Raw genomic sequence first — 20,301 nt, 5'->3', positions numbered from 1 at the left:
GCGTTAACCATCATGGAGAGACCTGCAATGCCCAGCCCACTGCGCCCGGATCAACGTCGGTTTCCCCTGCACGTCCATATCAGCGTGATGTTCACTTTCCTGCTGTTGCTGACTGGCGTGGTGCTGGGCCTTTTCAACTACCGGCAAACCACGCAGATCATTCTTTCCAGCAGTGAAAAACTCTTCAACCGCATCGAGCAGGACGTCCGTCTCGACCTGCACGCTACCTATGAGCCGATTCGCCATCTGCTGACCCTGCTGGCGGAATACCCGGCGACCCAGGCAACTGACCTTGAGCAACGCCTGGCGCTACTCAAACCCTTCAGCCAGTCGCTCAAGGACAACCCCGACCTGGCCTCGTTGTATCTGGGCTACGGCAACGGTGATTTCTTCATGGTTCGGCCCTTGCGAACCCCCGACCTGAAAACGCTCCTCAAGGCACCGGACACTGCGGCTTATCAGGTGTGGAGCATTGAGCGAACAGGCAACAGCGGTCAGGTCCGTTCCCAATCATTGTTTTTCGATCAGGATCTGGCCCTCATCAGCCGCCAGGACAACCCCGACGAAACCTACGATCCGCGAACCCGCGCCTGGTATGCCAACGCCCGCAGCGACAGCGATCAGATCACCACCGAACCCTACATCTTTTTCTCCACCCACAATGTCGGCACTACCCTGGCCCGGCGCAGTGGCGAACAGGCTGTCATGGGTGCCGATCTGACCCTGGCGGAACTCTCCGCAACCCTGGCCAAACATGTCGTGACCCCCAATACCGAAATCGTGCTGTTCGATGCTGAAGGGAATGCCATCGCCTATCCCGACAGCAGCAAACTGATCATCGACGATCAGACTGCCCGCCTGATCAAAGCCGCTGACCTCAGCCCCAGCCTCGACGCATTGCTCAACAATCCCCCCGCAGGTAACCGCCTGGATGTCGCCGGTCGTCAATGGATCGTTGCCCGCAGTCGCATGCAGGAAGGCGGCCCCCAGGGACTGCAACTGGCGCTGCTGGTACCGGAAGATGAGTTACTCGTCGATGCCTACCGCATGCGTTGGCAAGGCGCGCTGATTACCCTGGCCACGCTGTTGCTGTGCCTGCCGCTGGGCTGGCTGACCTCGCGGATACTGGTCAAACCCCTGCGCGCGCTGGTAAGGGAGGCCGATGCGGTTCGCAGTTTCGACTTCAACTTTCCGGCCTCACGTCGCTCTCCTGTGCTCGAAGTCGACCAACTGAGCGTGTCGATGACGCGTATGAAAGAGACCCTGGCGAGTTTTTTCCAGATCACCGACAGCCTGAGCGCCGAGACTCGCTTCGCCCCCTTGCTGGAACGGGTGTTGTTTGAAACCGTGAAAATCGGCCAGGCCCAGGCCGGTCTGATCTACCTGCGCGAAAGTGATGGCGATCGAATGGAGCCCCATGGGCTGGTCGTCAACGGCACCTCACGGGCATTGCCGTCATTTGATCTTCGAGGACACGAACTCCAGGCTCCGCAAAGCCCTGCATGGCTACAACAGCTGTCGAATGCCGACAACATCGTCACCACGCTTGGCTTCGAACAGGCCGGGGATTTGCAGAAGGTGTTGCATGCGCTGGAGTGTCCCCGCGTTCATCTGATCGGCATTCGGCTGCACAATCGTCATAACGAAACCGTGGGCCTGCTGATCCTGCTGTTGGCCGATACCGGCAACCTGAGCGATCTGGAAAAACTTCGTCCGGACCGCATCGCATTCCTCCAGGCCGTGTCCGGCGCGGCCGCCGTGAGTATTGAAAGCCAGCGGCTGCAAGCCAAACAAAAACAACTGCTGGATTCCTTCATTCAACTGCTGGCGGGGGCGATTGACGCCAAAAGCCCCTATACCGGCGGTCACTGCCAGAGAGTGCCGGCGCTGACCCTGATGCTCGCTCAAGCTGCCGCTGCCAGCCAGGACCCGGCCTTCAGTGGCTATCAACCCACCGAAGATGAATGGGAAGCGCTGCACATCGCCGCCTGGCTGCACGACTGCGGCAAGGTCACCACTCCGGAATACGTGGTCGATAAAGCCACGAAACTGGAAACCCTTAACGACCGCATCCACGAAATCCGCACCCGCTTCGAAGTGCTCAAGCGCGATGCCTGGATCAGCTATTGGCAAGCCATGGCCCTGGGCGGTAACGAGCAGCACTTGGCCGGACTGCGCAACGCCACGCTGGCAGGGCTGGACGATGATTTCGCGTTCGTTGCCCGATGCAACCTGGGTGGCGAGGCGATGGCCGAATCCGACCAGCAACGCCTGCGCAGCATCGCCCAACGTACCTGGACCCGAACCCTGGATGACCGGCTGGGCGTTTCCTGGGAGGAGAACCGGCGTCAGGCGCGGACCCCGGCACCGACACTGCCGGTCAGCGAGCCATTGCTGGGGGACAAACCCGAGCACCTGTTCGAACGGCCCGAAGCCGAACTGATTCCGGAGGATAATCCGTGGGGGTTCAAGCTCGATGTGCCGCGCTACAAGTACAACCGGGGTGAGCTCTACAACCTGAGCGTTGCCCGAGGCACCCTGACCCGCGAGGAGCGTTACATCATCAATCACCACATGGTGCAGACGATTCTGATGCTCAGCCACCTGCCCTTCCCCGGCCACCTCACCAACGTCGCGGAGATCGCCGGCGGCCACCACGAGAAAATGGACGGCACCGGGTATCCCAAACAGTTGAAGCGCGAAGAAATGAGCCTGCCGGCGCGGATGATGGCGATTGCCGATATTTTCGAAGCGCTGACCGCCGCCGATCGCCCCTACAAGAAAGCCAAGTCCTTGAGCGAAGCGCTGGGCATCATGGCCACGATGTGCCGGGATGCCCACATCGATCCTGAGTTGTTCGGGCTGTTCATCAACGCGCAAATCTACTTGCAGTACGCCGATCGATTCCTCGATCCCCAACAGATTGATGCGGTAGATCCGACAAGCCTGCTGGTCAAGGCAGGCTTGAGGGCATGATCAGCAGTCGGTCAGGCGCAGGAAAATCGCCGCCAACTGCTCGATACCGGCCTGATCTTCAGCGGTAAAACGCGCCAGTTTCGGGCTATCGAGGTCCAGTACGCCAATCAATCGTCCCTCCTTGACCAGTGGCACCACCAGTTCGCTGTTCGACGCGCTGTCGCAAGCGATGTGTCCGGGGAACGCGTGCACGTCCTCGACCAACTGGGTCTGCAAGGTGGCCGCCGCCGCTCCGCATACACCCCGACCGAACGGAATCCGCACGCAGGCGATTTGTCCCTGAAACGGGCCAAGCACCAACTCTTCGTTGCGATTGAGGTAGAACCCGGCCCAGTTCAGGTCATCGAGCTGGTTGAACAGGAACGCAGAAAACTGCGCGGCGTTGGCAATGAAATCCCGCTCGTCCGCCAGCAATGACTCCAATTGCGCCCACAGCATGCCGTAGCCTTCGAGGCCCTGGCCGCTCTTTTGTAAATCGATCATGCCTTGTGCTCCAACAGCTTCAGCCCGACCCAATAGCGGGCAAATTGATACGCACAACGTCCGTTGCGATTGCCCCGGCCCGTAGCCCAGCGCACCGCGAGGATGTCCAGTTCTTCGTCTCGCTGCCACTTAAGGCCCGCCTTGTCGGCCAGTTGACCGATCCAGTGTTCGACGACGTTGAGGAAGTGCTCCTGAGTAAACGGATAGAACGACAGCCACAATCCGAAACGGTCCGACAGCGCAATCTTGTCTTCCACCGCCTCGCTGGGATGGAGTTCGCCGTCAACGCGTTTCCAGTTTTCGTTATCGCTTTCCTTTTCCGGCACCAAGTGGCGACGGTTGGACGTGGCGTACAGCAAAACGTTATCCGGGGCCTGTTCGAGAGAGCCGTCGAGCACGCTCTTGAGCACGCGATAGTCACCCTCGCCCGACTCGAACGACAGGTCATCGCAGAACAGCACAAAACGCTGGGGCAGCTTGGCGATCTGTTCGACCACGCGCGGCAAGTCCGCCAGGTGATCGCGTTCGATCTCGATCAGCCGCAGACCGGCCTTGGCGTGTTCGGCCAGCAAGGCGCGAACCAGCGACGATTTACCGGTGCCGCGCGCGCCCCAGAGCAATGCGTGGTTGGCCGGCATGCCATCGAGGAACTGTTGGGTATTTCGCCCCAGTTGCTCCAGTTGCCGGTCGACACCGATCAGGTCGGACAAACGCATGTCGAGGCTGACTTCCAGCGGCAACAGAAATCCGCTGCGCCCCTCGCGTTGCCAGCGCGCGGCAAGGCAATGATTCCAGTCGATAACTTGCCGAGGGGTGGGCAGCAACGGTTCAATACGAGCCAAAACAGCATCGGCACGTTCAAGAAAAGCATTTAATCGGGAATCCACGTCTTCTCCTCGGGCACGTTCACAGTAATGATGGCGATACAGCGACGAAACACAGCTTCGGTGTCCGGTTCATCCCTTTGCACAAGGGCTCGCGAGAACATCGGTATCCATGCATGATCGACTATGCTTGAGCAGCGAAGGGAAACGGAAGTGGTTCAACACCCCATGGATATCAAGTTCACCAACCGGCTGTCCTACAAGCAAGCCAGGCTTACCGTGCTGGTCGGTTTCATTCTGGGCACGCTGCTCAGTCTGCTGCAAATAGGCATCGATTATGCCAGTGAAGACGCCTCCATCAACCGCGAAATCCTGTCTTTGCTGGAAATCAGCCATAACCCCGCGTCCCGTATCGCCTACAACATCGACGCCGAACTCGCTCAGGAACTGACCCTGGGCCTGTTGCGCTCGCCGGCGATCATCGGCGCGCAGTTGACCGACAACAACGGTACCGTGCTCGCCAGCGTCAAACGCCCGGGCGTGCAAAGCGGCTATCGGGTGATCAGCGACTTCCTGTTCGGCGCCAACCGGCAGTTCGAAGACCGTCTCTACCTGGATCACTTGCCGACCGAATCCCTCGGCACCCTGCGCCTGGACGTCGACACCTATTCATTCGGCAACCGGTTCCTGCGTCGGGCCGAGGTGACCCTGCTCAATGGCTTCGCCCGCAGCCTGCTGCTGACTGGCATCCTGCTGGCGCTGTTCTATGTGATGCTGACCAAGCCGTTGGTGCGGGTCATCCGTGAACTCAGCAGTCGCGACCCGCGCAGCACGGAGTCGACGTCGCTGGAGTGTCCGACGGACCATGAAAACGATGAAATCGGTGTACTGGTCAAGGTTGCCAATCAACAATTCGAAAACATCGCCACCGAAATCCAGCAGCGACGCAACGCCGAAAACCGCCTGACCGACTACCTCGGGCAACTGGAGAACATCGTCTCGGCCCGCACTGCGGAACTCAAGGCGATCAACTCGCGGCTCAGCCAATCCAATCAGGAACTGGAAGTCGCCCGCAGCACCGCCCTGGACATGGCCGAAGCGCGCTCGGTGTTCCTGGCCAACATGAGCCACGAGATCCGCACGCCGCTCAATGGCCTGCTGGGGATGATCGCGCTTTCCCTGGACGGCCCGCTCAATGCCGAGCAACAGCAACAGCTGTCCATCGCCCATGACTCGGGCAAAGTACTGGTGGAACTGCTCAACGATATTCTCGATCTGTCGAAGTTCGATGCCGGCCAACTGGAGCTCGAACATATTCCGTTCGACCTCGGTTCGCTGATCGAGGACACCGCCAACCTGCTGTCGCAAAACGCCGCGCCGAGTGTCGAGCTGAGCTGCCTGATCGACCCGCACTTTCCGGCCTTGGTGCTTGGGGATCCGACGCGGGTCCGACAGATCGTCAGCAACCTCTTGTCCAACGCCCTCAAGTTCACCCGCTTCGGTCGCGTCGATGTGCGCCTGTCAACGTTCGAGGACGGCGTCAGAATCGAAGTCTGCGACACCGGCATCGGTATCGCGCAGGACGCCCAGGTCAAGATCTTCCAGCCCTTCACGCAGGCGGGTGCCGGCATTACCCGGCAATTCGGCGGGACCGGGTTGGGTCTGGCGTTGACCTACAACCTCTGCGAAGCCATGCAAGGGCGCCTCACCATCAGCTCGGAAGCAGGCTTCGGCAGCCAGTTCTGTGCGGATCTGCCGCTGCCCAGCCACACCCGCGCCCTTCCCCCGGCCTCTTTACAGGGCAAGGTCATCGCAATCACCGCCGCCAGCAGCGGTCTGGCAGAACTGTTGAACAGTGTGTTGCCCGGCTGGGGGCTCGACTATGAGCAGCGTTCCCTCGATGACTCGTTGCTGGGCCTGAACCCGGATGTACTGATTACCGATTGCCCCGAATGCCTGTTTGGCCTGCGCCCTTCGTGTACAGCACCGATTCTGCTGGTCACCGCTTACGGCAGTTTCATGCCCAGCGAAGAAGCCCTCGCCCTCGCCCCCTTACAGCAACAGGCGCGGCCTCTGGCACGCAACGCGCTGTACCAGACGCTGCGGCGAACCCTGCAGCCGGAACTCAACACCATCAACGGTGCCCGGCTCGACGCCCTCTCCCCACAACGACGCGGACGCGTGCTGCTGGTGGAGGACAATCCGGTCAACCAATTGGTGGCCAAGGGGATGCTCGGAAAACTCGGTTGCGAGGTGATTGTCGCCGGTCACGGTGGCGAGGCGCTGGATCAACTGGAGCAGAGCGAATTCGATCTGGTGCTGATGGATTGCAACATGCCGGTGATGGACGGCTATGAGGCCAGTCGGCAAATCCGTCGCAGCGGACGCTGGCCACAGCTGCCCATCGTCGCCCTGACCGCCAACGCCATGTCCGAAGAGCGCGAACGCTGTCGTGCGGCAGGCATGAGCGATTACCTGGCAAAACCCTTCCGCCGGGAAGAGTTGGCTGCCCTGCTGGACTTGTGGGTCCCTACTACGACAGTGCTTTGATTTGCCCTAAAAGGTGATCAAGACCATCGCGCAGATCATTCAGGCGATCCAGATCCACACCGCTGTCGCATAACAGACGGGCCTTGAGCGGCCCGACCTGATCGCGCAAAGCCTTGCCGGTGGGCGACAGGCTCAAGTGCACTTCACGCTCGTCCCGCGCCGAGCGCTGACGCTGAACCAGTTGCAGTTGCTCAAGACGCTTGAGCAACGGCGTCAGCGTGCCGGAATCCAGCGCCAAGCGTTCGCCCAACGCCTTGACCGTCGGTTGCTCTGGGGCCGCCTCCTGCCATTCCCACAACACCAGCATCGCCAGGTATTGCGGGTAGGTCAGGCCGAGCTGATCGAGCATCGGCTTGTAGGCGCGGATCACCGCCCGGGAAGCGGCGTACAGCTTGAAGCACAGTTGACTGTCAAGCTTCAGGGAATCGACTGACAAGGTGTTCATTTGAGCAGGGCTTCGATCTCGCGGGTCAGGTCCTGCGGCTTGGTCGCGGGGGCGAAGCGCTTGACCAACTGGCCATCCTTGCCAATCAGAAACTTGGTGAAGTTCCACTTGATGCCCTGAGAACCCAGCACACCCGGCGCGCGTTTTTTCAGTTGAACGAACAGCGGATGGGCGCCAGCGCCATTGACTTCAATCTTTTTGAACAGCGGAAAACTGACGCCGAAGTTCAACTCGCAGAACTCGGAAATCGCCCCTTCATTGCCTGGCTCTTGCTTGCCGAACTGGTTACACGGAAAACCCAGCACCACCAGACCTTGATCCTTGTAGGTCTGCCACAACTCTTCAAGGCCTTTGTACTGTGGGGTGAAGCCGCATTTGCTCGCGGTGTTGACCACCAACACGGCCTTGCCGGCGAAATCCGCCAGGGTCTTTTGCTCACCCTTGATAGTGGTGCAAGGGATGCTCAGCAGGTTGTCGCTCATGGTTCGGACTCTAAATGAGGGAAGATGAGACAAACATAGCGAGCAATTGAATTGCGTGCAATTTAATAAATCGATAGTCGATCAACCGTAGGAGCTGCCGAAGGCTGCGATCTTTTGATCTTGACTCTTCTCTCGATCGCTGAAGATCAAGATCAAAAGATCGCAGCCTTCGGCAGCTCCTACAGGGCTAGCATTACGAGCGCGGTACCAGGTCCAGGCACACCGAGTTGATGCAATAACGCAGGCCGGTCGGCGGCGGGCCGTCCGGGAACACGTGCCCCAGGTGCGCATCGCATTTGGCACAGACCACTTCGGTGCGGATCATGCCGTGGCTGACGTCACGGATCTCGACCATGGCGCTGTCGCCGATCGGTGCATAAAAGCTCGGCCAGCCGCAGCCGGAGTCGAATTTGGTTTTGGAGTCGAACAGCGGCTCGCTGCAGCAGATGCAGTGGTAAACACCGTCGACCTTGCTGTCGTTATATTTGCCGGAGAACGGCCGTTCGGTGCCTTTGAGGCGGCAAACGTTGTACTGCTCCGGATCGAGCATCGCCCGCCATTCTTCCAGGGTTTTTTCCAACTTTTCCATCATCACACCTCAGCAGCTGAAAAAGCCCGATCTGTACCTTTTCCACGGATCGGGCGGCACGTATGATTGCGCCTCGTCAAACGCCAGTCTGGCAGCCAGACCACGCGCATTCAAACGGATTTATGGATGCTGCCTCTCAAGGCGTCAGGCCTGTGTGAATACGCAGGATTCCCAGTACGGTCGTTCATACGCCGCCTGGATCGTTCATTTTCGGGAACACATCGCCATGCAGGTCAGCAAATCGAACAAGCTCGCCAACGTCTGCTACGACATTCGCGGCCCAGTGCTCAAGCACGCCAAACGCCTGGAAGAGGAAGGCCATCGCATCCTCAAGCTGAACATCGGCAACCCGGCGCCTTTTGGTTTCGAAGCGCCGGATGAAATCCTTCAGGATGTCATCCGCAACCTGCCGACTGCTCAGGGCTACAGCGATTCCAAAGGTCTGTTCAGCGCCCGCAAGGCCGTGATGCAGTACTACCAGCAAAAGCAGGTAGAAGGCGTCGGCATTGAAGACATCTATTTGGGCAACGGCGTTTCCGAGCTGATCGTGATGTCGATGCAGGCCCTGCTCAACAACGGCGACGAAGTGCTGGTGCCGGCCCCGGACTACCCGCTGTGGACCGCCGCGGTGAGCCTGTCGGGCGGCAACCCAGTGCATTACCTGTGCGACGAGCAGGCCAACTGGTGGCCGGATCTGGCCGACATCAAGGCCAAGATCACCCCGAACACCAAAGCACTGGTGATCATCAACCCGAACAACCCGACCGGCGCGGTGTATTCGAAAGAAGTCCTGTTGGGCATGCTGGAACTGGCCCGTCAGCACAACCTGGTGGTTTTTTCCGACGAGATCTACGACAAGATTCTGTACGACGATGCCGTGCACATCTGCACGGCTTCCCTGGCGCCAGACCTGCTGTGCCTGACGTTCAACGGTCTGTCCAAGTCCTATCGCGTGGCGGGTTTCCGTTCCGGCTGGATCGCCATTTCAGGCCCTAAACACCACGCCCAGAGCTACATCGAAGGCATCGACATGCTGGCCAACATGCGTCTGTGTGCCAACGTGCCGAGCCAACATGCGATCCAGACCGCCCTCGGAGGCTACCAGAGCATCAATGATCTGGTATTGCCCAACGGACGACTGTTGGAACAGCGCAATCGCACCTGGGAATTGCTCAACGACATTCCCGGCGTGAGCTGCGTCAAGCCAATGGGCGCGCTGTATGCGTTCCCACGGATCGACCCGAAAGTCTGCCCGATCCATAACGACGAGAAATTCGTGCTCGACCTGCTGCTGTCGGAGAAGCTGCTGGTGGTGCAAGGCACCGCCTTCAACTGGCCATGGCCGGACCACTTCCGTGTGGTGACCCTGCCGCGCGTGGACGACCTGGACATGGCCATCGGACGTATCGGCAACTTCCTCAAGTCCTATCGCCAGTAACCTGCCTGTCACCGTGCGACGCTTGCGCAAGTCGCACGGTGATTGATTCAGCAACATTTTCTTTGCGCCCTGCCGAACATCGCTTCTTCAATCGCTGACTGATGACTCGTTGCGTGCTCGCGTCTAACAACGGCGGGGCTTACGGCGTTAATTGGCTGACAAACGCTTCCCGCATCGACGTCGGAAATGCCCTTCAAGCAGCTAGACTGTTGCCGTAGGACACAGTTTGAAATAGTCACCCGGTTGAATAGCCCGGGCCAGCACCTTATATACCCCGCAGTACGCTACATCTTTAGCATGAGGAGATTTCTACAACCATGATGCGCATCCTGCTGTTTTTGGCCACTAACCTGGCGGTCGTGCTGATTGCCAGCATCACCCTGAGCCTTTTCGGCTTCAACGGGTTCATGGCGGCCAACGGGGTTGATCTCAACCTCAATCAGCTGCTGATTTTCTGTGCGGTCTTTGGTTTCGCCGGTTCGCTGTTCTCGCTGTTCATCTCCAAGTGGATGGCGAAGATGAGCACCAGCACCCAAATCATCAGCCAGCCGCGCACACGTCACGAGCAATGGCTGCTGCAAACCGTCGAGCAATTGTCCCGGGAAGCCGGGATCAAGATGCCCGAAGTCGGTATTTTCCCGGCCTACGAGGCGAACGCCTTTGCCACCGGCTGGAACAAGAACGACGCGTTGGTCGCGGTCAGCCAAGGGCTGCTCGAGCGTTTCTCCCCTGATGAAGTGAAGGCCGTTCTGGCTCACGAAATCGGCCACGTAGCCAATGGCGACATGGTCACCTTGGCATTGGTCCAGGGCGTGGTGAACACCTTCGTGATGTTCTTCGCACGGATCATCGGTAACTTTGTCGACAAGGTGATCTTCAAGAACGAAGAAGGCCAGGGCATCGCCTACTACGTGGCAACCATCTTCGCCGAACTGGTCCTGGGCATTCTGGCCAGCGCCATCGTCATGTGGTTCTCGCGTAAACGCGAATTCCGTGCAGACGAAGCCGGTGCACGTCTGGCCGGCACCGCCGCAATGATCGGCGCATTGCAACGCCTGCGTGCCGAACAGGGGCTGCCGGTGCACATGCCGGACACCCTGACGGCTTTCGGCATCAACGGTGGCATCAAACAGGGGTTCGCCCGTATGTTCATGAGCCACCCGCCGCTGGAAGAGCGTATCGACGCACTGCGTCGTCGGGGCTGATAGGTTCCGCACTAAAAGAAAAGGCCCGCAGTGATGCGGGCCTTTTTTTGTCTGCTGATTTTTGTGGTGTTCATTCGGGCCCCATCGTCGGAACGCCGCCCGGAGCAAGCTCGCTCCCACATTAGACCGCGTCCATTTAGACAACTCGGTCAACTGTGGGAGCGAGCTTGCTCCGGGCGGCGTTCCGACGATGGGGCCGGCACAAACAACCCAAATCTACCGGCTGGAAACCCGATAAACCCGCTCTTCAAGCCGCGTAACACCGCTTTCCAGGAACTTCCAGCTCTCGCCCAGAACGTCCTGGTCTTCCAGAATTTTCAACTCCCACGAAGCACCGAACAACCGTTGCACTTCGTCATCCAGCACTGCAAAGGGCGGCCCCTCCATTTGTGCCTGGTCGTAATCCAGGGTAATCAGCAGCCCCAGCGAATCCTTCGGCACAATCCGCTTCAGATGCTCGGCGTATTGTTCCCGCATCTTCGGTGGCAAGGCGATCAACGCAGCGCGGTCATACAGCGCACTGCAATCAGCGACATCGCCGGCCGTCAACGCGAAGAAATCACCACACCAGATCTCGATCGAGCCCGCCCGATAGACCGTGAAGGGGCCTTGGTCGCTGACGTCCGGATCAAATTGATGCTCGTGGAAAAAGTCTTCCACCGCTTTTTCCGACAACTCGACGCCCAGCACCTCATGACCGCATTTCGCCAGCCACAGCAGATCCAGGCTTTTCCCACATAGCGGCACCAGTACGCGCGCGCCCTCTTCCAGGCCCAGCTGCGGCCAGTACCGTTGCAGATATGGATTTACTTCCGGCAGGTGAAAGCCGATCTGATTCGACGTCCACCGCTTGTGCCAAAACTCCGGCTGCATAATTAATCCCGAAAATTCGATCAAAAGACCCTAAAACTTATATTAGATTTAGATCAATGATCTGACTGAAGATGATGCCATCTTACCCCTCAGGAGCTCATTCATGTTCCCCAGCCTGTACATATCCCATGGCTCGCCCATGTTGGCACTGGAACCGGGCGCCAGCGGGCCCGCCCTCGCTCGTCTGGCCGCAGAATTGCCAAAACCCAAAGCCATCGTAATTGTTTCTGCGCATTGGGAAAGCAATGAGTTGCTCGTCAGCGGCAATCCCCAGCCTGAAACCTGGCATGACTTCGGCGGGTTTCCGCAGGCGTTATTCGACGTGCAATACCCGGCGCCCGGCAATCCACAATTGGCCGCAGAGGTTGTCGAACTGCTGAAGAGTGATGGCCTGCCTGCACGCATCGATGCAAAACGGCCGTTCGACCATGGTGTCTGGGTGCCCTTGTCATTGATGTATCCACAAGCCGACATCCCCGTGGTGCAAGTCTCACTGCCTACGCGCGGCGGCCCTGCCTTGCAAACCCGTGTCGGTCATGCCCTGGCCAGTCTGCGCGAACACGGCGTGCTGCTGATCGGTTCCGGCAGCATCACCCACAACCTGCGCGAACTGGACTGGCACGCCGGCCCGGAAAGCGTCGAACCCTGGGCCCAGGCATTTCGTGACTGGATGATCGAAAAACTCGCTGCCAACGACGAAACCGCGTTGCACGACTACCGTCAGCAAGCACCGAATGCGGTGCGCAACCATCCGAGTGATGAACATTTGCTGCCTTTGTATTTTGCCCGCGGTGCTGGAGGAAAATTCAGCGTGACCCACAAGGGATTCACCATGGGGGCCTTGGGCATGGACATTTACCGCTTCGGATAATGGTCACAGCCTATGGCGGCGAGGCTCAAACCACATCAACCCCGACATGAATCGCATCGTGCCGCCAAAACTCCAGATCACAATCGATCAACCGCTCATGCTGATCGTAATTGACCCGAGCGATGCGCAACCCCGGACTCCCCACCGACACCCGTAAAGCTGCCGCCGCATCCACCGACAACGCCGTCGGCACAATCTCGAAACGCACCCGCCCATAGTGCAAGTCGTAATGTCGCGCATACAGCTCGGTAATCGACTGATTCAAATCGAAATCCAGAATCCCCGGAAAAAACTGCGGATTCAAATAGTGCTCCACATATAACACCAGCCGTTCATCAATCCGCCGTGCCCGGCAAATCTGAATCACGCTCGACAACGCCGGCAACTGCAACCAGGCACAGACCGCCACCGACGCCGGCTGCAACCGCGCCGAAATCACCTCGGTGGACGGCACCCGCCCCTGTGCAATGACCATCGCGTGAAAGTGACTGCGCTGCATCAGGTTGTAGGCCAGGCGCGGTGGCGACACGAACCAGCCACGGCGCTCCTCCCGATAAATCTGCCCCTGGGCTTCCAGTTGCAACAACGCTTCACGCACGGTGATCCGCGTGGTCCCGAACAACTCACTAAGCTTGCGCTCGGCCGGCAGTTTGCTCCCGGGCGCCAACAGGCCATGGTCGAGCTGTTCCTGCAGAACCTGTCCGATGGCTGTCACCGCTTTGGTTGTCTCGATGCGCATCAACGTTACCTATCTGGACTAGACCAGCACTGTTTCGGGGCGGAACCGCGATTCAAATCGGCTCCCTCAACTCCCGACAAGCCTAGGCACTGCACATGACTGACAGATGACAAAGCCGCCGAACGGTTGATCCAGACACCTGCAATTTCACGGCCAAGTCCTTTTATATCAGCCTATTAGCCATGGTCTACGCTTACTCCGAAGCCTGAGCATTGCAGCCCAAAAAATATAGGCCGACCAGTCGTCGACATGAAAATGTCATCAAAGGCGCCTAAATTGGCTCAGGTATTGCTGACCTAGACCAACACAACCGCAATCGCAGCGTTGAAAACGCCCAAAGGAGCTTCGGATGAAACAGCTTTTCCTGGCCTCACTGTTAGGCTCGACCATTGCCATGTGCACCGCCGCGACGGCGGCTGATAGCGATTTGAAAACCCTGGAAGCCGCGGCGAAAGCGGAAGGTGAGGTCAATAGTGTCGGCATGCCCGACAACTGGGCCAACTGGAAAGGCACCTGGGATGACTTGGCCAAGAACTACGGCCTGAAACACATTGACACCGACATGAGCTCGGCCCAGGAAATCGCCAAGTTCGCCGCTGAAAAAGACAACGCCACTGCCGATATCGGTGATGTCGGTGCAGCGTTCGGTCCGATCTCGGTGAAGCAAGGCGTTGTACAACCTTACAAGCCAAGCACCTGGGATCAGATCCCGAGCTGGGCAAAGGATAAGGACGGCAACTGGGCGCTCGCCTACACCGGCACCATCGCGTTCATCGTCAACAAAAAGTTGCTGCACGGCTCCGACGCTCCGACCAAATGGGCTGACCTCAAGGACGGCAAATACAAAGTTTCCATCGGTGATGTGAGCACCGCGGCCCAAGCGGCCAACGGCGTTCTGGCTGCCGCGCTTGCCAACGGCGGCAATGAGAAAAACCTCCAGCCGGCGCTGGATCTGTTTTCCGAGATCGCCAAGCAAGGCCGCCTGTCGATGGCCAACCCGACAATTGCCACCATGGAAAAGGGTGAAATCGAGGTCGGTGTGGTCTGGGACTTCAATGGTCTGAGCTACAAGGCCAAAATGGTGAACCCGGATGACTACACCGTGCTGATTCCATCCGATGGCTCGGTGATCTCCGGTTACACCACCATCATCAACAAGTACGCCAAGCACCCGAATGCCGCCAAACTGGCCCGCGAATACATCTTCAGCGACGCCGGCCAAACCAATCTGGCACGCGGTAACGCCCGTCCGATCCGCGCCGAGCATCTGACTCTGCCGCCCGAGGTTCAGGCCCAGTTGCTGCCTAACGAGCAGTACAAAAAGGTCACGCCGATCAAAGACGCAGACGCATGGGAAAAGACCTCCAAAGCCCTTCCGCAGAAGTGGCAGGAAGAAGTCATCGTCAATATGAAGCAATGATGTATCCGTAGGAGCTGCCGCAGGCTGCGATCTTTTGATCTTTCACTCGACACTCAAGTGAAACCAAAAAGATCGCAGGCTCCGCCAGCTCCTACGACGATCAGATCCAGTTTCGCTTTTCGGAGTTCCAGCCCTTATGAAGCACAACGTCATCCTTGTCGTGCTCGACGGCCTCAATTACGAGGTCGCCCGTCACGCCATGGGGCACCTGCAGGCTTACGTTGGCGCAGGACGCGCGGCGCTCTACAAACTGGAGTGCGAACTGCCGGCGCTGTCCCGACCGCTTTACGAGTGCATCCTGACCGGCGTCACGCCGATCGACAGTGGCATCGTCCACAACAACGTCTCGCGCCTGTCCAACCAGCGCAGCATCTATCACTACGCCCGCGATGCCGGCCTTGTAACCGCCGCCGCGGCCTATCACTGGGTCAGCGAGCTGTATAACCGTTCGCCGTTTATTGCCGCGCGGGATCGTCACACCGACGACCCGGACCTGCCAATCCAGCACGGTCATTTCTACTGGAGCGATCACTACCCGGACTCGCACCTGTTCGCCGACGCCGAAAACCTGCGCCTGCGTCATGCGCCGAACTTTTTACTGGTCCACCCCATGAACATCGACGACGCCGGACATAAGCACGGCCTCGACACCCCGCAATACCGCAACAGCGCCCGCTCGGCCGACATTATTCTGGCCGACTATCTGCGAACCTGGCTCGACGCCGGGTATCAGGTGCTGGTGACCGCCGACCACGGCATGAACAACGACCGCTCCCACAACGGCCTGCTGCCGGAAGAACGGGAAGTACCGCTGTTCGTCCTCGGCGATGCCTTCAGCTTCGACGCCAACGCTGCACCGAAACAGACTGAAATCTGCGGCACCGTCTGCGAACTGCTGGGTGTGGCCCACGACAAACCTGTGTGCCGGGAGCTGCTCAAGTGAACACCATGACGCGCGGAAAATGGCTGGCAGCCTTGTGCCTGGTGCCTTTCGCACTGTTCTTTATCGTGTTCCAGATCGCCCCGCTGTCCTGGGTGATGATCAACAGCCTGCAATCGGAAGAGTTCGGCTGGGGCATCGCCAACTTCACCAGGATCTTCAATTCGAAATTCTATCTGCAGGCGATCCAGTTCAGCCTCGAGATCAGTTTCTGGTCCAGCGTGTTCGGGATCATCATCGCGGTGCTCGGCGCCTACTCCCTGCGCCGGGTCGACTCGAAACTGCGCAACTTCGTCAACGCCTTCGCCAACATGACCAGCAACTTTGCCGGCGTGCCTTTGGCCTTCGCGTTCATCATTCTGCTGGGTTTCAACGGCAGCTTCACCATCATGCTCAAGCAGGCCGGGATCATTCAGGACTTCAACCTGTATTCGAAAACCGGGCTGATCCTTCTCTACACCTACTTCCAGATCCCGCTCGGCGTGTTGCTGCTCTACCCGGCCTTTGATGCCCTGCGCGAAGACTGGCGTGAATCCGCCGCGCTGCTCGGCGCCAATGGCTGGCAGTTCTGGCGGCACATCGGTTTGCCGGTGCTGACTCCGGCGCTGCTCGGTACGTTTGTGATCCTGCTGGCCAACGCCCTCGGCGCCTACGCCACGGTGTACGCCCTGACCACTGGCAACTTCAACGTGCTGACAATCCGCATCGCGGCGATGGTTTCCGGGGACATTTCCCTGGACCCGAACCTGGCCAGTGCCTTGGCTGTAGTGCTGGTGGCGTTGATGACCCTGGTGACCATCGTGCATCAGCTCCTGTTGAAGAGGAGCTACCATGTCTCGCGCTGAACTGGGCCCCGTCGGTGTCTATCACCGGGTAGTGGTGTATTTGCTGTTCGCCATACTGTTGCTGCCGTTGCTCGGGACGCTGATCTACTCGATCGCCAGCAGTTGGTCGGCGACCATTCTGCCCAGCGGCTTCACCGTTAAATGGTACGTGGAGCTGTGGAGCGACCCGAGGTTTCTCCATGCGTTCGGCCAATCGCTGCTGGTCTGCGTCGGCTCGCTGATTCTGTCCGTGGTGCTGATTCTGCCGTTGCTGTTTGTGGTGCATTACCACTTCCCGAAACTCGATGCGCTGATGAACATCCTGATCCTGCTGCCCTTCGCGGTGCCGCCGGTAGTGTCGTCGGTGGGTCTGTTGCAGCTCTACGGCTCCGGGCCGTTCGCGATGGTCGGGACGCCGTGGATTCTGATCGGTTGTTATTTCACCGTGGCGCTGCCGTTCATGTACCGGGCAATCACCAACAACCTGCAGGCGATCAACCTGCGCGACCTGATGGACTCCGCCCAACTGCTCGGTGCCAGCACCTGGCAAGCGGCGTTCCTGGTGGTGCTGCCAAACTTGCGCAAAGGTTTGATGGTGGCGTTGTTGCTGTCGTTCTCGTTCCTGTTCGGTGAGTTCGTGTTCGCCAACATCCTCGTCGGGACCCGCTACGAAACCCTGCAGGTCTACCTCAACAACATGCGCAACAGCAGCGGCCACTTCACCAGTGCTCTGGTGATTTCCTACTTCTTCTTTGTGCTGGTTCTGACCTGGGCTGCCAATATCTTGAACAAGGACAAAAGCCAATGAGCTTCGTCAGCGTCCAACACCTACTGAAAAGCTACGCGGGCACCACGGTGTTCAGCGACATCAACTGTGAAATCCAGAAGGGTGAGTTCGTCACCCTCCTCGGCCCGTCCGGTTGCGGCAAGTCCACACTGCTACGTTGCATCGCCGGGCTGACCTCGGTGGATGGCGGCAAAATCCTGCTCGATGGCCAGGACCTCGTCCCGTTGAGCCCGCAGAAACGCGGGATCGGCATGGTGTTCCAGAGCTACGCGCTGTTTCCGAACATGACCGTGGAGCAGAACGTCGCCTTTGGTTTGCGCATGCAGAAGGTCAATGCCGACGACAGCCATAGGCGTGTTGCCGAAGTACTGAAACTGGTGGAACTCAACGACTTCGCCGCGCGTTATCCGCATCAACTGTCCGGCGGCCAATGCCAGCGAGTCGCCCTCGCCCGCTCGTTGGTGACCCGGCCTCGTCTGTTGTTGCTGGATGAACCGCTGTCGGCCCTGGATGCGCGGATTCGCAAGCACTTGCGCGAACAGATCCGTCAGATCCAGCGTGAACTCGGCTTGACCACGATCTTCGTCACTCACGATCAGGAAGAAGCCCTGACCATGTCCGACCGGATTTTCTTGATGAATCAGGGAAAGATCGTACAGAGCGGCGATGCCCAGACCCTTTACACCGCACCCATCGATTTTTTTGCCGCTGGCTTCATCGGCAACTACAACCTGCTGGACGCCGACAGCGCCACAAAACTGCTGCAGCGACCGATTACCCATCGCATCGCGATTCGCCCGGAAGCCATCGAACTGAGCCTGAACGGCGAACTCGACGCACAAATCCGCAGCCACAGCCTGTTGGGCAACGTGATTCGCTACCGGGTCGAAGCCCGGGGCGTGGAATTGGTGGTGGATGTGCTGAACCGCTCGGCGGCCGATTTGCATCCCGATGGTCAGCGTCTGGCGCTTTCCATCGATCCAACCGCCCTGTGTGAGGTAGCCTGATGACTTTGCTGATGTTGAAGAGAGAACCGCACTGATGGCCCTGGCAATTTTTGATCTGGACGAAACCCTGATCCACGGCGACTGCGCCACCCTCTGGAGCGAGCAAATGGGCCGCCTGGGTTGGGTCGATCCCGAGTCGTTCATGCGTCAGAACAATGAACTGATGGACGCCTACAGCCACGGCAAACTACGGATGGAGGAGTACATGACCTTCAGTCTGGAGCCGATGATCGGGCGCACACCCGAAGAGGTCGACCATTTGGTAGGGCCTTGGGTGGAAGACTTCATCGAGCCGATCATTTTCAGTGACGCCACCAAAGCCATTGCGGCCCATCGCAAGGCTGGCGACCGGATTTTGGTGATTTCGGCGTCGGGCACGCATCTGGTGAGGCCAATCGCCGATCGTTTGGGTATTGACGAGATTCTCGGCATCGAGCTGGAAGTGACGCATGGGGTTTATAGCGGCAACACCGTTGGCACGCTGACCTACCGCGAAGGCAAGATCACGCGTTTGCTGGAATGGCTGGATGCGGAAGAGGAAAACCTTGAGGGCGCCAGTTTCTATTCCGACTCACGCAATGACTTGCCATTGCTACTGAAGGTGGATTTCCCACACGTGGTAAACCCGGATCCGGTGCTGCTTGAACACGCAGAAAAAGCCGGCTGGCCAATCCACCTCTGGAAATAACCGAAAATCAATGTGGGAGCGGCGGTGCGACGATTCGACTTGCTCGCGAAAGCGAACTTACATTCAACACATTTGTTGAATGACACACCGCCTTCGCGAGCAAGTCGAATCGTCGCACCGCCGCTCCCACAGGGATCAAACCAGGCTTTCGTCGATTACCAACACCAACTTTCCCGACACCTTATTAGTCGCCAACTCCGCAAACGCCGCTTCGGCGTCCTTGATCGGAAAGGTCTTGGACAATTGCGGGCTTAAACGCCCTTCAGCAAACAACGGCCAGACATGCTGGCTGAGATCGCTGAACAGATCCGCCTTGAACTGCTCGTCGCGACTGCGCAAGGTCGAACCCAGCAATTGCACGCGCTTGGCCAGTACCTGCGCCAGATCCAGCTGCGCCTCACGACCGCCCATCAGGCCGATCAGCACCCAACGACCATCGCGCGCCATCAGTCTCAGATTCAGCGCAGCGTAGTTGCCGCCCACCGGGTCGAGAATCACATCGAACGGCCCCAGGTCGCTCAAGCTGTCCAGATCCCCGTTGCGCACGACCCCACCTTGCGCCCCCAGCGCTTCGCAGTAAGCCAAACGTTCGGCGGAACCGACGCTGACCCAGCACGGGTTACCAAACGCCTTGCACAGCTGAATGGCAGCTGAACCGATTCCACTTGCTCCGGCGTGCAGCAGAACTTTCTCACCCGGCTTGAGCGCAGCCAGTTGAAACAAATTCAGCCAAACGGTCGCATACACTTCTGGCAGCGCTGCCGCCTCAGCCAGGGACAAACCTTCGGGTACCGGCAACACATGCCGTCCGTCGACAACTACCTCCTCGGCCATCCCGCCCCCGGCCAGCAAGGCGCAAACCCGATCCCCGACTTGCCAGGACGAGCCCGGCCCCACCTCGCTGATGACCCCCGAACACTCAAGACCCAGTACCTGACTGGCTCCCGGCGGTGGCGGATAAAGACCCGCCTTCTGTAACAAATCGGCGCGATTGAGACCCGCAGCCGCCACTCGAATCCGAACTTGTCCTACATCACATGTAGGACTGGGCTCTTCCACCCACTCCACTTGACCTTCAACGCCTTGCAATGCTTTCACAGTGCCTCCATAGTGAGTCTGGACTGAGCCCGTTGCTGTAGCGCCGGGCTTTCTTGCATTTT

General features: G+C 58.9%; 19 protein-coding genes. 11 read left to right on the top strand and 8 right to left on the bottom strand.

The window, feature by feature from the left end; translation table 11 throughout:
- The first annotated feature begins 27 nt into the window (after positions 1 to 27).
- A complete protein-coding gene (locus tag E3W21_RS09070) occupies positions 28 to 2,976 on the top strand; it encodes an HD domain-containing phosphohydrolase (RefSeq protein ID WP_134419134.1) in 2,949 nt (982 codons plus the stop codon).
- Here E3W21_RS09070 and E3W21_RS09065 read toward each other — a convergent pair whose 3' ends face one another.
- The gene (locus E3W21_RS09065; protein WP_134419133.1) at positions 2,977 to 3,459 is read right to left on the bottom strand and encodes a GAF domain-containing protein; all 483 of its coding nucleotides are present in this window, start codon (positions 3,457 to 3,459) and stop codon (positions 2,977 to 2,979) included. It abuts the gene before it with no gap.
- Positions 3,456 to 4,346: an ATP-binding protein gene (locus E3W21_RS09060; RefSeq protein ID WP_134419132.1), complete on the bottom strand. Its 891-nt coding sequence runs from the start codon at positions 4,344 to 4,346 to the stop codon at positions 3,456 to 3,458. Before E3W21_RS09060 ends, E3W21_RS09065 begins: the two co-directional genes overlap by 4 nt.
- A 165-nt stretch (positions 4,347 to 4,511) precedes the next feature.
- Between E3W21_RS09060 and E3W21_RS09055 the strand changes: the two genes are divergently transcribed.
- Positions 4,512 to 6,833, top strand: a complete 2,322-nt coding sequence (locus E3W21_RS09055; RefSeq protein WP_178084129.1) for a response regulator — start codon at positions 4,512 to 4,514, stop codon at positions 6,831 to 6,833.
- On the opposite strand, the gene E3W21_RS09050 is transcribed toward E3W21_RS09055, so the two are convergent.
- The 3 genes from E3W21_RS09050 to msrB all read right to left on the bottom strand — a co-directional run bounded on the left by E3W21_RS09050 (position 6,817) and on the right by msrB (position 8,349).
- Positions 6,817 to 7,278 carry a MarR family winged helix-turn-helix transcriptional regulator gene (locus E3W21_RS09050; protein WP_008145868.1) on the bottom strand — a complete coding sequence of 154 codons (462 nt, stop codon included), beginning with the start codon at positions 7,276 to 7,278 and terminating at the stop codon, positions 6,817 to 6,819. The genes E3W21_RS09055 and E3W21_RS09050 overlap by 17 nt on opposite strands.
- A complete protein-coding gene (locus E3W21_RS09045) occupies positions 7,275 to 7,760 on the bottom strand; it encodes a glutathione peroxidase (RefSeq protein WP_008002671.1) in 486 nt (161 codons plus the stop codon). Before E3W21_RS09045 ends, E3W21_RS09050 begins: the two co-directional genes overlap by 4 nt.
- 193 nt (positions 7,761 to 7,953) lie before the next feature.
- Positions 7,954 to 8,349, bottom strand: coding sequence for a peptide-methionine (R)-S-oxide reductase MsrB (gene msrB, locus E3W21_RS09035; protein ID WP_134419129.1), 396 nt, complete (start codon positions 8,347 to 8,349; stop codon positions 7,954 to 7,956).
- Between the two features lie 226 nt (positions 8,350 to 8,575).
- Between msrB and E3W21_RS09030 the strand changes: the two genes are divergently transcribed.
- Together E3W21_RS09030 and htpX are read left to right on the top strand one after the other, a co-directional pair.
- Positions 8,576 to 9,787, top strand: a complete 1,212-nt coding sequence (locus tag E3W21_RS09030) for a pyridoxal phosphate-dependent aminotransferase (protein WP_046056560.1) — start codon at positions 8,576 to 8,578, stop codon at positions 9,785 to 9,787.
- A 317-nt stretch (positions 9,788 to 10,104) separates the two neighbouring features.
- Positions 10,105 to 10,992 (top strand): protease HtpX, encoded by an 888-nt coding sequence (gene htpX / locus E3W21_RS09025; protein WP_008145865.1) that lies wholly within the window; start codon positions 10,105 to 10,107, stop codon positions 10,990 to 10,992.
- A 216-nt stretch (positions 10,993 to 11,208) separates the two neighbouring features.
- Here htpX and E3W21_RS09020 read toward each other — a convergent pair whose 3' ends face one another.
- On the bottom strand, positions 11,209 to 11,865 hold the full coding sequence (locus E3W21_RS09020; protein WP_008145864.1) for a thiopurine S-methyltransferase: 657 nt from the start codon (positions 11,863 to 11,865) through the stop codon (positions 11,209 to 11,211).
- Between the two features lie 103 nt (positions 11,866 to 11,968).
- Here E3W21_RS09020 and E3W21_RS09015 point away from each other — a divergent pair, with 103 nt between their 5' ends.
- Positions 11,969 to 12,736: a class III extradiol ring-cleavage dioxygenase gene (locus E3W21_RS09015; protein ID WP_129437341.1), complete on the top strand. Its 768-nt coding sequence runs from the start codon at positions 11,969 to 11,971 to the stop codon at positions 12,734 to 12,736.
- A 25-nt stretch (positions 12,737 to 12,761) separates the two neighbouring features.
- On the opposite strand, the gene E3W21_RS09010 is transcribed toward E3W21_RS09015, so the two are convergent.
- Positions 12,762 to 13,475 (bottom strand): UTRA domain-containing protein, encoded by a 714-nt coding sequence (locus E3W21_RS09010; RefSeq protein WP_134419128.1) that lies wholly within the window; start codon positions 13,473 to 13,475, stop codon positions 12,762 to 12,764.
- A gap of 349 nt (positions 13,476 to 13,824) precedes the next feature.
- On the opposite strand from E3W21_RS09010, the gene E3W21_RS09005 reads away from it, so the two are divergent.
- The 6 genes from E3W21_RS09005 to E3W21_RS08980 all read left to right on the top strand — a co-directional run bounded on the left by E3W21_RS09005 (position 13,825) and on the right by E3W21_RS08980 (position 19,141).
- Positions 13,825 to 14,895: an ABC transporter substrate-binding protein gene (locus E3W21_RS09005; RefSeq protein ID WP_134419127.1), complete on the top strand. Its 1,071-nt coding sequence runs from the start codon at positions 13,825 to 13,827 to the stop codon at positions 14,893 to 14,895.
- Between the two features lie 136 nt (positions 14,896 to 15,031).
- A complete protein-coding gene (locus E3W21_RS09000) occupies positions 15,032 to 15,838 on the top strand; it encodes an alkaline phosphatase family protein (protein WP_134419126.1) in 807 nt (268 codons plus the stop codon).
- 5 nt (positions 15,839 to 15,843) lie between these two features.
- Positions 15,844 to 16,680 (top strand): ABC transporter permease subunit, encoded by an 837-nt coding sequence (locus E3W21_RS08995; protein WP_166793815.1) that lies wholly within the window; start codon positions 15,844 to 15,846, stop codon positions 16,678 to 16,680.
- Complete coding sequence (locus E3W21_RS08990) at positions 16,667 to 17,467, top strand: ABC transporter permease (RefSeq protein WP_134419124.1); 801 nt, start codon at positions 16,667 to 16,669, stop codon at positions 17,465 to 17,467. The genes E3W21_RS08995 and E3W21_RS08990 overlap by 14 nt, the downstream gene beginning before the upstream one ends.
- Positions 17,464 to 18,453, top strand: a complete 990-nt coding sequence (locus tag E3W21_RS08985; protein ID WP_134419123.1) for an ABC transporter ATP-binding protein — start codon at positions 17,464 to 17,466, stop codon at positions 18,451 to 18,453. Before E3W21_RS08990 ends, E3W21_RS08985 begins: the two co-directional genes overlap by 4 nt.
- Before the next feature lie 34 nt (positions 18,454 to 18,487).
- On the top strand, positions 18,488 to 19,141 hold the full coding sequence (locus E3W21_RS08980) for an HAD family phosphatase (RefSeq protein ID WP_046056551.1): 654 nt from the start codon (positions 18,488 to 18,490) through the stop codon (positions 19,139 to 19,141).
- A 135-nt stretch (positions 19,142 to 19,276) separates the two neighbouring features.
- On the opposite strand, the gene E3W21_RS08975 is transcribed toward E3W21_RS08980, so the two are convergent.
- Positions 19,277 to 20,239, bottom strand: a complete 963-nt coding sequence (locus tag E3W21_RS08975; RefSeq protein WP_134419122.1) for a zinc-binding dehydrogenase — start codon at positions 20,237 to 20,239, stop codon at positions 19,277 to 19,279.
- Between the last annotated feature and the right edge of the window lie 62 nt (positions 20,240 to 20,301).

The sequence above is a fragment of the Pseudomonas sp. F01002 genome, from assembly GCF_004402115.1.
Lineage (GTDB): Bacteria > Pseudomonadota > Gammaproteobacteria > Pseudomonadales > Pseudomonadaceae > Aquipseudomonas > Aquipseudomonas frigoris.
Note: the sequence above shows the minus strand (reverse complement) of the source record. Positions and strands in the feature narration are given on the sequence as shown.